Origin of the sequence: Streptomyces sp. NPDC050508 (assembly GCF_040655155.1) — a bacterium.
Lineage (GTDB): Bacteria > Actinomycetota > Actinomycetes > Streptomycetales > Streptomycetaceae > Streptomyces.
This window is the reverse complement of the sequence record NZ_JBFAJJ010000008.1, coordinates 1-13871: the sequence shown is the minus strand read 5'-3', so window position 1 is coordinate 13871 and position 13871 is coordinate 1. Positions and strand designations below refer to the sequence as shown.

Genomic DNA, 13871 nt, shown 5'->3' with positions numbered 1-13871 from the left:
ACTTCTTCGTGGGTGGGACTTCTTGAGGGTGGGGTTATTCCTTGACGCTTCCGGCGGCGAGACCGGACTGCCAGTACTTCTGCAGCAGCAGGAACGCGGCGATCAGCGGCACGATGGTGAGCAGCGAACCGGTGATCACCAGGTTGAAGATGACGTCGCCGCCGATCGTCTGGGCCTGCGAACTCCAGGCACTCAGGCCCAGGGTCAGCGGGTACCAGTTCGGATCCCTGAGCATGATCAACGGCAGGAAGTAGTTGTTCCAGGTCGCGACCGTGGTGAACAGCAGCACCGTGACGACACCGGGGGCGAGCAGCGGCAGCGAGACCTGGAAGAAGGTGCGGACCTCACCGGCTCCGTCGATGCGGGCGGCTTCGAGGAGTTCGACCGGGATGGCCTCGGTGGCGAAGACCCACATCAGATAGAGGCCGAACGGCGAGACCAGCGAGGGGATGATCACCGCCCACGGAGTGTCCGTGAGCCCCACCTTGCTGAACATCAGGAAGGTCGGCACCGCGAGGGCCGTACCCGGGACCGCCACGGCACCGATGACCACGGCGAAGACGGCGCGCTTCCCGGGGAAGTTGAACTTCGCCAGCGCGTAACCGCCGAGGATCGCCAGGAGGGTGGCGCCGCCGGCGCCGAGCACGACGTAGAGCAGGGTGTTCAGCAGCCACCGTACGAAGATGCCGTCGTGGTAGGTGAACGTGTCGTGGATGTTCGACCAGAGGGCGAAGCGGTGCGCGAACCACAGGCCGTGCGAGTCGGCGAGCCCCGACTGGGTCTTGGTGGAGCTGATGACGAGCCAGATCAGGGGCACCACGGTGTAGACCAGGATCAGACCGGTGAGCACGGTCAGCAGCACGCTGCGCTTGGGGCGGCCGGGTGTGTGCTTCTTGCGGGGCGTGCGCAGTCGGGGCGCGCTCCGGGAGCCGCCGCCGGACGGTGCGGGCGCCGACGGGGAGTCGGTGGTGACGGGGGTGCTCATGGCTCAGGCTCCCTTGCGCATGCCGCGAAGCTGCACGACATAGGCGATGACCATGGTGATCAGCCCCATGATGATGGCGACCGCCGCGGAGTAGTTGTGCTGCTGGCCGTTGAAGGACAGCGAGTACGTGTAGAAGTTCGGGGTGTAGTCCGTGGTGATGGCGTTGCGCGCGATCGGCCGCAGGATGCTCGGCTCGTTGAAGAGCTGGAAGCTGCCGATGATCGAGAAGATCGTCGCGATGACCAGCGCGCCGCGGATCGCAGGCAGCTTGATGGCCGTGATGACGCGGAACTGCCCGGCACCGTCGATCTCCGCCGCCTCGTACAGCGAGTTCGGGATGACCCGCAGGGCGGAGTAGAAGATCAGCATGTTGTAGCCGACGAACTCCCAGGTGACGATGTTGCCGATCGACGCCAGCACCAGGTGCGTGGAGAGCGGGTCGGGCAGGGTCACGTCGAAGGCGCTGTTGATGTCGCCCACCAGACCGAACTGGGTGCCGTACATGAAGCCCCACATCAGGGTGGCGACCACCGCGGGCACGGCGTACGGCAGGAAGATCGTGATCCGGAAGAAGTCCCGGCCGAAGAGCCGGCCGCTGTCCAGGGCGAGGGCCACGAACAGGGCGATGCCGAGCATGATCGGCACCTGGATCAGCAGGAACAGCGAGACCCGCTCCAGGGAGGACCAGAACTGGTCGTCCTGGAAGGCCTGCTTGTAGTTGTCCAGGCCGACGAAGTGGTTACCGCCGATGAGCTGGTTGCGGTACAGGCTGAGGTAGATCGAGTACACGATCGGAGCCAGGAAGACGAAGGCGAAGACCACCGCGAAGGGTCCGATGAAACCCCACCCTGTCCAGGACCGGCGGTCTCGTTTCGCCGATGGCCGGATAGGGGGCCGAGTCGCGGCCGCAGGGGGCTGAAGCGTCGTCATGTAGTTCCTCGCTCGTCCATCTCGGAACCGGCGTCACACGCCGTCGCGATGGTTGCGTAAACATCCAGGTCCGGGAGCGTCTCGGCCTGTTATGTTTACGTAAACATCTGATGGCGGCATGTCTACACTGCCCCAATGTCGGTGGTCAAGGGCCGTTTGGTGAAACGTGCCCCAGGCAATCGGATCGATAGGGGAAGGAGACGGGTGGACACAGCGCACGGTGCCTCGGCCGGCACCGAGGAGCCCCGTAGACGCGGGGGGAAACGGGTCACGCGGCGCGCCCCGAGCGCGTCGATGGCCGATGTCGCACGCGTGGCCGGCGTCTCCTCGCAGACCGTCTCCCGGGTGTCCAACGGTTACGCGGGCGTGAACGAGGAGACCCGGCAACAGGTGCTCGCCGCCATGAAGGAACTGGGGTACCGGCCCAACAGTGCCGCCCGGGCCCTCAAGCGCGGTGAGTTCCGCACCATCGGCGTGATCACGTTCAACCTCTCGACCACCGGCAACATGCGCACCCTGGAGGCGATCGCCACCTCCGCCGCGCACGAGGGCTACGCCGTCACGCTGCTGCCGGTCGCCGTCCCCACCCAGGACGAGGTGCGCGGCGCCTTCTCCCGGCTGGGCGAACTCGCCGTCGACGCCGTCATCGCCATCATGGAGGTCCACCTCCTCGACGCGGCGACCATCTCGCTGCCGCCCCACGTCCAGGTGGTCGTGGCCGACTCCGACGCGGGGGACCGCTACAGCGTGGTCGACACCGACCAGAACGGCGGGGCGCGGGCCGCCGTACGCCATCTCCTCGACCTCGGTCATCGCACCGTCTGGCATCTGGCGGGACCCGAGGAGTCCTTCGCGGCCCAGCGCCGTGCGGATGCCTGGAGCGCCGAACTCACCGACGCGGGGCGGCCCGTGCCACCCGTGGTGCGCGGCGACTGGTCCGCGGAGTCCGGCTACCGCATGGGCCTCGACCTCGCCGAACAGGCCGACTGCACGGCCGTGTTCGCCGCCAACGACCAGATGGCCCTGGGCCTGCTGCGGGCCCTGCACGAGCGCGGCCGACGCATCCCCGAGGACGTCAGCGTGATCGGCTTCGACGACATCCCCGAGGCCGGCTCCTTCCTGCCGCCCCTGACCACCGTCCACCAGGACTTCGCCGAGGTCGGCCGCCTGTGCGTGGAGGGTGTCCTACGGCGGATGCGGCAACGCGGGGACGAGCACGGCACCACACTGGTGCCGACCGAGCTCGTGGTGCGCGCGAGTACGGCGGCGCCCGCTCTCGCCGTGGACGAGTAGCGGGCGCGGGGGTGCTCCGGCCCGCCTGAACGGGCGGGCCGGGAACAGGCGTCGGTCAGGCGGTCGTCTCCGGGCGGCCGGGCCGGGACCAGTGGGTGTGGAACATGCCGGTGCGGTCGGTCCGGCCGTAGGTGTGGGCGCCGAAGAAGTCGCGCTGGCCCTGGAGAAGGGCCGCCGGCAGACGCTCGGCACGCAGCGTGTCGTAGTGCGACAGGGCGGCGGAGAAGGCCGGGACGGGGATGCCGCGGCGGGCCGCGGAGGCGACGACCTCCCGCCAGGGGACCTGCGCGTCACCGATCTCCTGCGCGAAGGCCTCCTCGCCCAGCAGGCTGACCAGACCCGGGTCGGCCGTGTAGGCGGCGCGGATCCGGTCGAGGAAGGAGGCGCGGATGATGCAGCCGCCCCGCCAGATCCCCGCGACCGCGGCGAGGTCGATCGTCCAGCCGTACTCGGTGGCCGCGTCCTGGATCATCTTCCAGCCCTGGTCGTAGGCGATGACCTTGGAGGCGTACAGCGCCTGTTCGACCTGCGCGGTGAACCGGTCGGCCTCGGTGCGGCTGAGCGGGGGAGTGGTGCCGCCGGGCAGTCCGCGATAGGCCGCGCGCAGGTCGCCCTGGCTGGAGGAGGCGCGGGCGAAGGTGGCCTGGGCGATCGCGGTGACCGGCGAACCCAGCTCCAGCGCGGTCTGCACCGTCCAGCGCCCGGTGCCCTTCTGCCCGGCGGCATCGGTGACGATGTCGACGAAGGCCTTGCCGGTCTCCGCGTCGGTGTGGGCGAGGACTTCGGCGGTGATCTCGATCAGATAGGACCCGAGCCGTCCCTCGTTCCAGCGGCGGAAGACGTCCGCGATCTCGGCGGGGGTGTATCCGCCGACCTGGCGCAGCAGGTCGTAGGCCTCGGCGATGAGCTGCATGTCGGCGTACTCGATGCCGTTGTGCACCATCTTCACGAAGTGCCCGGCACCGTCGGTGCCGATGTGCGTGGAGCAGGGCTCCCCGTCGACCTTGGCGCTGACGGACTCGAACATCGGGCCCAGCACGGCGTACGACTCCGCCGATCCGCCGGGCATGATCGACGGCCCGTTCAGTGCGCCCTCCTCGCCGCCGGAGACCCCGGCGCCGACGAAGTGCAGGCCCTGTTCGCGCAGGGCGGCCTCGCGGCGGCGGGTGTCGGCGAAGTGGGCGTTGCCGCCGTCGATGATCATGTCGCCGGGCTCCATGAGCGCGGCGAACTCGTCGATGACGGCGTCGGTGGCCGGGCCGGCCTGCACCATGATCATCAGGCGGCGGGGGCGTTCGAGCGCGGCCACGAACTCCTGTGCCGTCTCGGCCGGGACGAAGGCGCCCTCGTCGCCGTACTCCTTCATCAACTCATGGGTGCGGTGCGGCGATCGGTTGTGGACGGCGACCGTGTAGCCGTTGCGGGCGAAGTTGCGGGCCAGGTTGCGGCCCATCACACCCAGGCCGGTGACACCGATCTGGGCGGTTCCGTCGGCAGCGGGGTTGTGCGGTGCGGATGCGTTCATGGGGTGCCTGTTCTCCGAGTCGGTGACGTGGCGGGTCGGCGCGGGGCGCCCATGACCGCAGGTACGTCTGTGATCGCGAATTGACTCGAAATCCGGGAACCCGATTCGCGATCGGCTCCGGCAGCCCGCCGTCGGACCGTGGTCTCAGCAGCCCGTGCCGGTCGGGGCGAACTCCATCCGCGCGTGCTCGTCCGTGCCGACGGCCTGGTCGTAGGTGACGCGCGTGACCTGGTACCAGACGTCGTCCCTGCCCGTGTCGCCGCCGACGTCGTCCAGGCTCACGCACCACTGCTCCTTGCGGACGAGCCGGGTGTACGTCTCGGTGCCACTGCGCACCTTCGCGCACTTCCGGTACCGCTCTGTGGTGTACCAGGTGCGGGTCTTCTTCTTCGTGCCCGTTCCCGAACTGCTCGTGTGCCGGACCTGCTTGGTGGCCGACGAGCACTTCGTGACCGTGTGCGGTCGAGTGGCCTTCACCGTCTTCTTGGCGAGATGACGGACCGAGTCCCTGAGCCCGGTCACGGTGTCGGGTGTGGGCTGGGCCTTCTGCGCCGTGCTGCCACTGCTCTGACTGGCATCGGTCGCGGAATGCGTACTCCCGTCGATCCCGCCCCCGCCGCCGCACGCGCTGAGTGCGCCGATCAGAAGTGCCGCCAACGCGCCCGATATCACTCGCCTGTTGAACATGTCCCCCGCCGAATGTGTTGTGGAAGCGGTCAGCGTAACTGATCACCGGGGGACACCTGCGGGCCTCGGGCCTGCGCTTTCGCCGCTACAAGGCCCCCGCGACGGCCGGAGCCGCCGACCTCACCGATACGAGGGAGGGATGCCCGGGTTTCCACGACTCGCTCGCCGCAGTGGCCGCCCTCGCCGGGAGCGGGAAGCCGCCGTGCCGGTTGAGCGCCCGGGCGGGCCGCGGGGCTGTCGTGCGCACGGGAACCGGAATCAGCACCGGCACCGGCACCGGCGAGGACACCGTCTCGATCGTGTCCTTCGTGCGGTCGCGACCGGTGGCGAAGACGTACAGGCGCAGGAGCAGGAAGCGGGCGAGGCCGGCGAGACCGGAGGCGCCGAGGTAGACGATCTGCTCGGTGAGCATCCCGGGCGACGACTGCACCAGGTGCAGGACGAACATCGCGGCGCAGGTCACCGCGTAGGCCGCCGCGGCCGAGCCCGCCGACTGCCAGTGCCCGCGCCATCCGGCGGGCCGGCCCGACCCGAAGGTGAAGCGGGCGTGCAGCTCCGTGCACAGGAGGGTGGAGGCGACGGTGATCAGCGCGTTCGCCACCGCCCAGGGCAGCTGCTCGGCCAGCAGTGCCACGGCGCCGCTGGAGAGGAGTCCGACACCTCCGCCCAGTGCCACGAACCGGGCGAAGGAGGCCAGCGGGCCCGGGGCCGCCGGGGTACGGGGCGCGTCGTCCATGGCGGTCTCCATCCGCTCCGTACGCTGCGCCTCCTGATACGGCCGCGTAAGTTTGCTTGACTTACTCAACTATAGCGGTTTGCTTGAGTTACGCAAGTAGAGTTTCCGGGGTGGTGTTCCTGAGCCGCACCCCGGAAACCTCGGCCCATGCGAAGATCGCTACCCCTGCCCGCCGACACGCAGGGGGACGACAGGATGACGACGGCCCGGCCGATACGCGAACCCATGGCCCTGCCGACCGGCATGGGCTGACCGGAGGTGATCATGGGTGACTTACGGGTGAGGTGCGCGACGTTCAACGTGCTGCACGGGCAGTTGGTCCGGCCGGACGGCCGCCCGGCGCCCGCACACCCCGACGATCCCTCGGCACCGCTCGCCGAAGCCGTCGCGGGCCTGGACGCCGATGTGATGGCCCTCCAAGAGGTCGACCGCTTCCAGGAACGGTCCGGTGGCGTCGATCAGGCCGCGGTCGCCGCCGACGCGCTGGGCGCACGCGACTGGCGTTACGCGACGGCGCTGCACAGCCGTTTCGTGCCGGGCCGGTGCTGGGTCCTCGACCCGGCCGAGCCCGAGATGCGCGTCCACGGCCCCCAGGCTCAGGAGCCCGAAGTCCCTTCGCAGGGCGTCGCGTTGCTGTCCAGACTCCCGGTCCACGAGTGGCGGGCCCTACGGCTCCCCGCGGGGCCCTTGGCCGTGCCGCTGCGGGTCGCCGGGCGGGCCGCTCCGACGCTGGCCCGCGACCAGCCCCGGGCCGCGCTGGCCGCCGTGCTGGAAGGACCGCACGGCCCGTTCACCGCGGTGGCCGTCCACCTCTCGTTCGTACCGGGCTGGAACGTCGGCCAACTGCTCACCGTCCGCCGCTGGATCGCCGGCCTTCCCCAACCCCAGCTGCTGCTGGGCGACTTCAACCTGATCGGCGCGCTGCCCCGGGTCGCCCTCAACGCGACCGCGCGGCGCGGCTGGCGGGGTCCCGCCCGGCAGGCGACCTTCCCCTCGCACCGCCCGCGCGTCCAGTTCGACCACATCCTGGCGAGAGGGCTGGGTGCGGACGCCATAGGGGCAGCGCATACGCCGAGCACGGCGATCTCGGACCACCGGCCGCTGGTGGTGGAGCTGTCCCTCTGAGTCAGTTCCACAGGGGATAGGTCACGACGTGCGCGAACTGGTCCGGCCTCCCGGCGGTGTACGTCAGGCTGATCCGACCGTACTGCCGCACTCCCGGATGCCGCTTCCACTGCTGCGGGTCGTCGAGCCGGACGACGACCGGGTACGAGTGGAACTTGCCTGCCGCACAGTAGGGCTTGCAGTCGTTCACCACGTTGAAGCCCGTGGCCGTCGCGGAGTTGTCGTTCCAGTACGACCAATGCAGCGATGTCAGACGGCTGTTGCCGTCGCCGCAGGCGAGCATGAAGTCGGTCGGACGCACCTCGGGATGCCAGAGGCAGTCGACGAGCACGGGGTCTTCGAGTTGCCGGTGGGCGGCCGGTACCGCGCGCACTGTCGCCGGGGCCGCGGACGAGGTGCCCACGGCCGGTGCGAGCAGGGCGGCGGCACAGACCGTGACGACTCCCACCATGGTGTGTTTGTACATGTCCGCTCCCGGCCGCCTGTTCGTACTCGTCGCTCCACACCCGCACAGCGGTGGACCCGCCTGCCGAGGCACGGTCGTCGTCTCTCTTCTCGTTCGACGCTACGACCGTGTCCGGGGTTCCACCACTCCTGTGGACCAACGACACGGGCCGCCGAGAGTGTCGGGGTGTGGGCGACCGGGGCCGGAGATGCCCGGCCCCGAGCGGATCAGGCGGGCCGTACGGCGCCCCGGATGGCGGCGGAACCGGCGTAGAAGATCGACTCCTCGCGGATGGGTGTTCCCGGGCTCGGCGCGTGGATCATCAGGCCGTTGCCGGTGTAGAGGCCGACGTGGTCGATGCTGTCGTAGAAGAAGATCAGGTCCCCGGGGCGGATGTCCGCGAGGGGGACGAGCGCGCCGGCGCCCGACTGTTCCTGGGCGGTGCGCGGGAGCAGGACGCCCGCGGCCTTCCAGGCGGCCTGGGTGAGGCTGGAGCAGTCGTACGCGTCCGGTCCTGCGGCGCCCCACAGGCAGGGCCTGCCGATCTGCGCGCGAGCGAAGGCGAGCGCGGTGCCGGTCTTGCTGTGCGTGGTGGGGTCCTGCACCGCGACGGGTGCCGGGCTCATTGTCGGGGCCGGGGGGAGGTTGATCTCCGGGGCCATCGTCGGAGCTGTGGGCAGTGTGAACTCGGGGGCGGCGGGCGGGGCCGCGGCGAAGGAGACTTCGGCGGCGGGGGCGGTCGGCTGCCACTCCTGTTGCGGCGGGCGCCAGTCCGGTTCCGGTGTCGTGTACCAGGTGGGCTGCTCGGGCACCATCGGAATCTGCCCGGTCGACCAGGCAGGCTGTTCGGTAACCATGGGCATCTGCCCGGTGGACCAACTCGGTTGCTCGGTGACCACGGGCATTTGGCCGGTGGACCAGGCAGGCTGTTCGGTAACCATGGGCATCTGCCCGGTGGACCAACTCGGCTGCTCGGTGACCACGGGCATTTGGCCGGTGGACCAGGCGGGCTGTTCGGTAACCATGGGCATCTGCCCGGTGGACCAAGTCGGTTGCTCGGTCACCATCGGTATCTGGCCGGTGGACCACGTCGGCTCCGGGGCGGGCCAGGAGGTTTCCGGGCTCGACCAGGGGGTGTTCGCCGGGGCGGGTTCGGTGCGCGGAGCGGCGATGTACGGGAGCAGCTCCAGGTCCGCGGTGAGCGGGTCGAACACAGGCGCCGGGGCGGCCGCCACGGCGAATTGCTGCGGCTCCATGGCGGGCGTGCGAGGCACCTCGATGGCGGGCACGGGCGACAGGTCGAGGACGGTGGCCTGCGGCATCTGAGCCATCTGCTGCATCTGGGGTGCTTGCGGCGCGGCAGGCGGTAGTGCGGCGACGGGGCCGGCCGTCAACTCCGCGACAGGAGCGGCGAATTGCGGGGCGACTGGCTCCGGTACGGCAGTCCCCGCGGTCAGCTCGGCCACGGCGCGGCCGGGCTGTGCTTCGAGTGCTCGGCCGCCGCCTTCGGGCTCGGGGCGTCGTTCGGATCGCTCGGGCGGGGCTTCCGCCGAGCGGGCGGGAGTCCTGCGGGGCGGCAGGATCGCCGGTACGGTCGGACCCAGTTGAGCGCGAGCACGGTCGAACAACTGCCGAGTGACGGCGTCTTGAGCGGGGTCGGAAGGACGCGACGCGCTGGGACGGGGCTCGACACGCTGGCGCGGAGCCCCGGACATCTTGCGTGTGGCGTTGTAGTTTCCGGTGGCCGTCTCGGCCCTGTCGTAAAGGGAGTTGATCCGCCGCTGGACTTCGTCACGGCTGGGTCGGTCGTCCACGGTGGGGCCACTGCCTCCGGTGCGCGTACTTCGTTCTGCCGGCATGGCAGACGTGCTCCTTCCGTATCGCGCCTACCGAGTTAGCTGTCGGGTTCGGGCGGTCGATCACGGAAGGATTGCCCTACGACCCTTGCCCGGAGGGGCAGTTGGGCCGATTCACCCCAAGTCGGTTGGGTCCTCGGCTCCGGCTGTCGCGAGCGACACGCCGGACTCGGCGCAAACCGTGCGGCCCGGCGCTGCTCGCCGGAGTAGGTCGTACGGTCTGAGCGTCAACTTAGCCAACGTGTGTGCCTCGTGTGAAGGTTGAAGCGCGATATGTCCGATACGTTTTTGTGACCTTTACCTCTCCCAAACGTGTCACGGGCTCATGAGCCCGCCGGGTCGGGTGATCCATATGAGGTCGCTATGAATTTTTGGGACGGTTGAACACATCGGCATCCGGCTCCGTATTGGGACGGGGGATTTCCATGCCGGGACGATCCGGGCCGACCGATACGTGTAGGAGCAACTTCCTTGGCACGCAACACGCGCAGACGCCCCACGGGCGCACGACGCGCGACGATGGCAGCAGTCGCCCTGATGCTGGGCGGCGGAGGACTGGTGGCGGCGAACGTCTACGCGTCGGCGTCCGAAGGCGGTTGGGGCGGTGACTCGTCCCAACAGGGGTCTCCCGATGCAGCATCGAGTGGCGCGACGATCGACTGCCCGGACATCGGCACCCAGTTGACGACGGTCCCCGACGAGGCGAAGACCGAGGTCGACGCCCAACTCGCGCTTCTGGACCAGCAGATAACCGAGGCCTACCAGAAACTGAAGGACTCGACGGAGTCCATACGCCAGGACGCCTCCTTCGCCGACAACGCGATCATGAATCCGTTGAAGGAGAAGCGGGCCGCGACCATCGGACGGATCGACGACGCCATCGCACGCGTCGGGGACCGTCCGGAGGGACTCGACGCGCTCGCCGGCTGCACCCTGATCGCTCCCACGAACGGCGACCAGAACGGCAGCTCCAGCGGCGGCGACCAGAGCGGTAGCGCCGCCCCGACCGGCCAGGGCCAGCAGCAGTCCACCAACGGGCCCGTCGCCTCGGACTACGCGGACATCACCTCCGTACAGCCCAACGTGAACACTCCGCAGGAGCAGGCCGACGCCTCCCGCGGCACGTTCGTCACCGCGTGTGGCGTGAACGAGAACGGCCTGTTCAACTCCGACAACGTGATCGTCGCCCCCGGTGTCACCAACGGCGCCCACCACTTCCACGACTACATCGGCAACCAGTCCAACAACGCCTTCGCCAGCGACGACGATCTGGCGAAGGCCGACACGAGCTGCGAGAACCCGGGCGACAAGTCCACTTACTACTGGCCCGTGTTGCGCCTGCAGAACGGCAAGCAGGAGCGGGACGCGGACAAGCCCGGCGGTGGCACCGAGGGCAACTCCGGTCAGATCGTCACGGCCAAGGCGGCCACGCTGACGTTCGTGGGCAACGCGAAGAGCAAGGTCGTCGCGATGCCGCGCCTCCTGCGCATCATCACCGGCGACGCGAAGGCCTTCGTGAACGGCCCGGCCAATGCCAACGCCTCCTGGAGTTGCACCGGTTTCGAGGACCGGCAGCTCAAGGACAAGTACCCGCTGTGCCCGGCGGGCAGTGATGTGGTGCGCACCTTCAAGTTCCAGAGCTGCTGGGACGGCCGCAACATCGACAGCGCCAACCACCGCACCCACGTGGCCTTCGAGGCCGCCGACGGCTCCTGCCCTGCGGGCTTCGAGGCCATTCCGCAGCTGGTGCAGCGGATCGTCTACGACGTGGAGGCGCCGAGCCTCCAGGACGGCGGCAAGACGACCCCGCTGTTCGCGGTGGACTCCTTCCCCGAGCAGCAGCACAAGCCCGTCACCGACCACGGCGACTTCATCAACGTCTTCGACGAGGGCCTGATGAAGGACATGGTCAACTGCATCAACAACGGCGAGAAGTGCGGCGCCGGCACGAACAACGACCCCGGGGGCTCGGGTTCCGGGTCCGGTTCGGGTGGCGGCTCCGGCACGGGTGGTGGCTCGGGTTCGAGTGGCGGCTCCGGTTCGGGCGGAGGTTCGGGTGAGCCGCAGGAGTCCCCGACGGCCACCGACACTGCTACGGCGTCGCCCACCGCGACCGCGTCCGACGAGCCCGGCGGCAACGAGGGAAGTGGCGGCAACGGCGGCAACGGTGACCAGCCCACCGCGGATCCCGCGACGAGCGCCCCGGACACCGAGACAAACGCCCCCGAGCCCACCGACACCCAGACCACCGACCCCGGTGACTTGACGACCGCCGTCTCGATCCCCAAGGCCGACACGAAGACCGAGGGGTCCAAGTCGACCGAGACGCAGGGGAGTTCGGACAACGGCTCCGGCGGCCAGGTCGGCAGTGCCGCGGCGACACCGCCCGCTTCGTCCTCGGGCGGGGAGAGTTACGCCGCCGTGGGCCCGAACCAACCGCAGGCGCAGGGCGGGTTGGCGGAGACCGGCGCGAATCTGTGGCCCGCGGTGGCCGGAGCGCTGCTGCTCGTCGCCGGATTCGTGGTGCTGTACCGAGGTAAGCGCATGACACGCTGACACAGCGCCCGTCTGTGACAACGGCGGCCCGGCCACCCTCACTTGGGGGTGGCCGGGCCGCCGTACGTTCAGCGCGCCCGGGTCAGACGGCCGGTGCGGGATACGTCGGGTACTCGACCCCGGAGACGTGCTGGACGACCCGGATGACCTGGCAGGAGTAGCCGAACTCGTTGTCGTACCAGAGGTAGAGGATCGCGTTGTCGCCGTCGACCTTGGTGGCGCCCGCGTCGATGATCGAGGCGTGCCGTGAGCCCATGAAGTCGCTCGACACCGCGTCGGGGGCGGTGGTGAAGTCGATCTGGCGTTTGAGCGGGGACGTCAGCGAGACGTCGCGGAGGTAGTCCAGGACCTCGGCGCGGGTGGTTTCGCGGCCCAGTCGCAGGCTGAGGATCGCGATCGAGACGTCCGGCACGGGGACACGGATCGAGCTGCCGGTGATCGGGGCCTTGAGGTCGGGCAGCGCCTTGGCGACGGCGGACGCGGCACCGGTCTCGGTGATCACCATGTTCAGCGGCGCCGAACGGCCACGACGGTCGGCCTTGTGGTAATTGTCCAGCAGGTTCTGGTCGTTGGTGAACGAGTGCACGGTCTCCACATGGCCGCGCAGCACACCGTACTCGTCGGCCATCGCCTTCAGCGGCGGCACGATCGCGTTGGTGGTGCAGGACGCGCAGGACAGGATCTGCTCGTTCGGCTTGATCGTGTCGTGGTTGACGCCGTGCACGATGTTGGGGACGTCGCCCTTGCCGGGCGCGGTCAGGACGACCTTGTCGATGCCGGGCCGCAGATGCTGCGAAAGGCCTTCCCGGTCACGCCACTTGCCCGTGTTGTCGATGAGGATGGCGTCCTTGATGCCGTACGCCGTGTAGTCGACCTCCGACGGGTCGGCCGCGTAGATCACCTTGATCTCGTTGCCGTTGGCGATGATCGTGCCGTTCGCCTCGTCGACGGTGATCGTGCCCTGGAACTGGCCGTGGATCGAGTCGCGGCGCAGCAGGGAAGCGCGCTTGACGAGATCCTCGACGGCCCGCCCCCCTCCCCGGCGTACGACGATGGCGCGCAGCCGCAGACCGTTGCCCGAGCCGGCCTTCTCGATGAGCAGGCGGGCGACCAGGCGGCCGATGCGGCCGAAGCCGTAGAGGACGACGTCGCGGCCCTCGCGGCACTCGATCTTGTTGGCGCCGGTGGCACCGGCGACGGCCTCGGCGGTGAACTCCTCGGCGGAGAGGCCGCGTTCGTCGGTCCGGTGGGTCGCGGCGAGCATGCCGATGTCGATCTGCGAGGGGCCCAGGTCGAGCACGGTGAGGGCACGCAGATACGGCAGGGTCTCGGTGACGGAGAGTTCCTCGCCGTCGATCTGGCGGGCGAACCGGTGGGTCTTGAGGATGCTGACCACCGACTTGTTGACCAGGGAGCGGCTGTGCAGCAGGACGGTGACGTCCCGCTCGCGGTGCAGCTTCCCGATCATCGGGATCATCGACTCCGCGATCTCCTCGCGGGTCTTCCAGTTGGTGAACGAGTCCTCGTTGACAGGCACAGGTTTCTCTTTCGAGCTAGGCGGCGCTCATATGCTAACCCGCTGTTCATCTGCTCGTTCAGTGGGGTGCCGCCCGGCCCCTGGAAGGCCCGGAACGCCGTGAGGGCCCTGCCGACGCGCGTCGGTTCCTGATCAACATCCCCATCGGCGTGCTGACGCTGGTCGTGGGTGCGCGCATCCTGCCGGACCGTCGCAA

11 protein-coding genes and 1 riboswitch are annotated in these 13871 nt (G+C 69.3%); of the genes, 3 read left to right on the top strand and 8 right to left on the bottom strand.

Annotation, left to right across the window (positions count from 1 at the left end):
* Positions 1 to 34: 34 nt before the first annotated feature.
* Both AB0I69_RS23100 and AB0I69_RS23095 read right to left on the bottom strand, forming a co-directional pair.
* Positions 35 to 985, bottom strand: a complete 951-nt coding sequence (locus AB0I69_RS23100; RefSeq protein ID WP_363097534.1) for a carbohydrate ABC transporter permease — start codon at positions 983 to 985, stop codon at positions 35 to 37.
* A 3-nt stretch (positions 986 to 988) separates the two neighbouring features.
* Positions 989 to 1915: a sugar ABC transporter permease gene (locus AB0I69_RS23095; protein ID WP_363097533.1), complete on the bottom strand. Its 927-nt coding sequence runs from the start codon at positions 1913 to 1915 to the stop codon at positions 989 to 991.
* A gap of 294 nt (positions 1916 to 2209) precedes the next feature.
* Between AB0I69_RS23095 and AB0I69_RS23090 the strand changes: the two genes are divergently transcribed.
* The gene (locus AB0I69_RS23090; protein ID WP_363097913.1) at positions 2210 to 3208 is read left to right on the top strand and encodes a LacI family DNA-binding transcriptional regulator; all 999 of its coding nucleotides are present in this window, start codon (positions 2210 to 2212) and stop codon (positions 3206 to 3208) included.
* Positions 3209 to 3263: 55 nt separating this feature from the next.
* On the opposite strand, the gene gndA is transcribed toward AB0I69_RS23090, so the two are convergent.
* The 3 genes from gndA to AB0I69_RS23075 form a co-directional block, all read right to left on the bottom strand.
* Positions 3264 to 4733 carry an NADP-dependent phosphogluconate dehydrogenase gene (gndA, locus tag AB0I69_RS23085; protein ID WP_363097532.1) on the bottom strand — a complete coding sequence of 490 codons (1470 nt, stop codon included), beginning with the start codon at positions 4731 to 4733 and terminating at the stop codon, positions 3264 to 3266.
* A gap of 144 nt (positions 4734 to 4877) precedes the next feature.
* Positions 4878 to 5420, bottom strand: coding sequence for a hypothetical protein (locus tag AB0I69_RS23080; protein WP_363097531.1), 543 nt, complete (start codon positions 5418 to 5420; stop codon positions 4878 to 4880).
* Positions 5421 to 5505: 85 nt separating this feature from the next.
* Positions 5506 to 6168 carry a GtrA family protein gene (locus tag AB0I69_RS23075; RefSeq protein WP_363097530.1) on the bottom strand — a complete coding sequence of 221 codons (663 nt, stop codon included), beginning with the start codon at positions 6166 to 6168 and terminating at the stop codon, positions 5506 to 5508.
* 252 nt (positions 6169 to 6420) lie between these two features.
* Between AB0I69_RS23075 and AB0I69_RS23070 the strand changes: the two genes are divergently transcribed.
* Positions 6421 to 7281 carry an endonuclease/exonuclease/phosphatase family protein gene (locus tag AB0I69_RS23070; protein ID WP_363097529.1) on the top strand — a complete coding sequence of 287 codons (861 nt, stop codon included), beginning with the start codon at positions 6421 to 6423 and terminating at the stop codon, positions 7279 to 7281.
* A gap of 1 nt (position 7282) precedes the next feature.
* On the opposite strand, the gene AB0I69_RS23065 is transcribed toward AB0I69_RS23070, so the two are convergent.
* Entirely contained in the window at positions 7283 to 7747 is a 465-nt protein-coding gene (locus AB0I69_RS23065; protein ID WP_363097528.1) for a hypothetical protein, read from the bottom strand.
* A gap of 206 nt (positions 7748 to 7953) precedes the next feature.
* On the bottom strand, positions 7954 to 9585 hold the full coding sequence (locus tag AB0I69_RS23060) for an NlpC/P60 family protein (protein WP_363097527.1): 1632 nt from the start codon (positions 9583 to 9585) through the stop codon (positions 7954 to 7956).
* An 8-nt stretch (positions 9586 to 9593) separates the two neighbouring features.
* Positions 9594 to 9767: riboswitch (cyclic di-AMP (ydaO/yuaA leader) on the bottom strand.
* A 334-nt stretch (positions 9768 to 10101) separates the two neighbouring features.
* On the opposite strand from AB0I69_RS23060, the gene AB0I69_RS23055 reads away from it, so the two are divergent.
* Positions 10102 to 12138: a DUF1996 domain-containing protein gene (locus AB0I69_RS23055; RefSeq protein ID WP_363097912.1), complete on the top strand. Its 2037-nt coding sequence runs from the start codon at positions 10102 to 10104 to the stop codon at positions 12136 to 12138.
* Between the two features lie 82 nt (positions 12139 to 12220).
* On the opposite strand, the gene AB0I69_RS23050 is transcribed toward AB0I69_RS23055, so the two are convergent.
* Positions 12221 to 13675 carry a glyceraldehyde-3-phosphate dehydrogenase gene (locus AB0I69_RS23050; protein WP_363097526.1) on the bottom strand — a complete coding sequence of 485 codons (1455 nt, stop codon included), beginning with the start codon at positions 13673 to 13675 and terminating at the stop codon, positions 12221 to 12223.
* Positions 13676 to 13871: the final 196 nt, after the last annotated feature.

Excerpts from the sequence above, each read along its gene's own strand:
- AB0I69_RS23100 (WP_363097534.1), bottom strand. The coding sequence starts at position 985 with ATGAGCACCCCCGTCACCACCGACTCCCCGTCGGCGCCCGCACCGTCC.
- AB0I69_RS23095 (WP_363097533.1), bottom strand. The coding sequence starts at position 1,915 with ATGACGACGCTTCAGCCCCCTGCGGCCGCGACTCGGCCCCCTATCCGG.
- AB0I69_RS23090 (WP_363097913.1), top strand. The coding sequence starts at position 2,210 with ATGGCCGATGTCGCACGCGTGGCCGGCGTCTCCTCGCAGACCGTCTCC.
- gndA (WP_363097532.1), bottom strand. The coding sequence starts at position 4,733 with ATGAACGCATCCGCACCGCACAACCCCGCTGCCGACGGAACCGCCCAG.
- AB0I69_RS23080 (WP_363097531.1), bottom strand. The coding sequence starts at position 5,420 with ATGTTCAACAGGCGAGTGATATCGGGCGCGTTGGCGGCACTTCTGATC.
- AB0I69_RS23075 (WP_363097530.1), bottom strand. The coding sequence starts at position 6,168 with ATGGAGACCGCCATGGACGACGCGCCCCGTACCCCGGCGGCCCCGGGC.
- AB0I69_RS23070 (WP_363097529.1), top strand. The coding sequence starts at position 6,421 with ATGGGTGACTTACGGGTGAGGTGCGCGACGTTCAACGTGCTGCACGGG.
- AB0I69_RS23065 (WP_363097528.1), bottom strand. The coding sequence starts at position 7,747 with ATGTACAAACACACCATGGTGGGAGTCGTCACGGTCTGTGCCGCCGCC.
- AB0I69_RS23060 (WP_363097527.1), bottom strand. The coding sequence starts at position 9,585 with ATGCCGGCAGAACGAAGTACGCGCACCGGAGGCAGTGGCCCCACCGTG.
- AB0I69_RS23055 (WP_363097912.1), top strand. The coding sequence starts at position 10,102 with ATGGCAGCAGTCGCCCTGATGCTGGGCGGCGGAGGACTGGTGGCGGCG.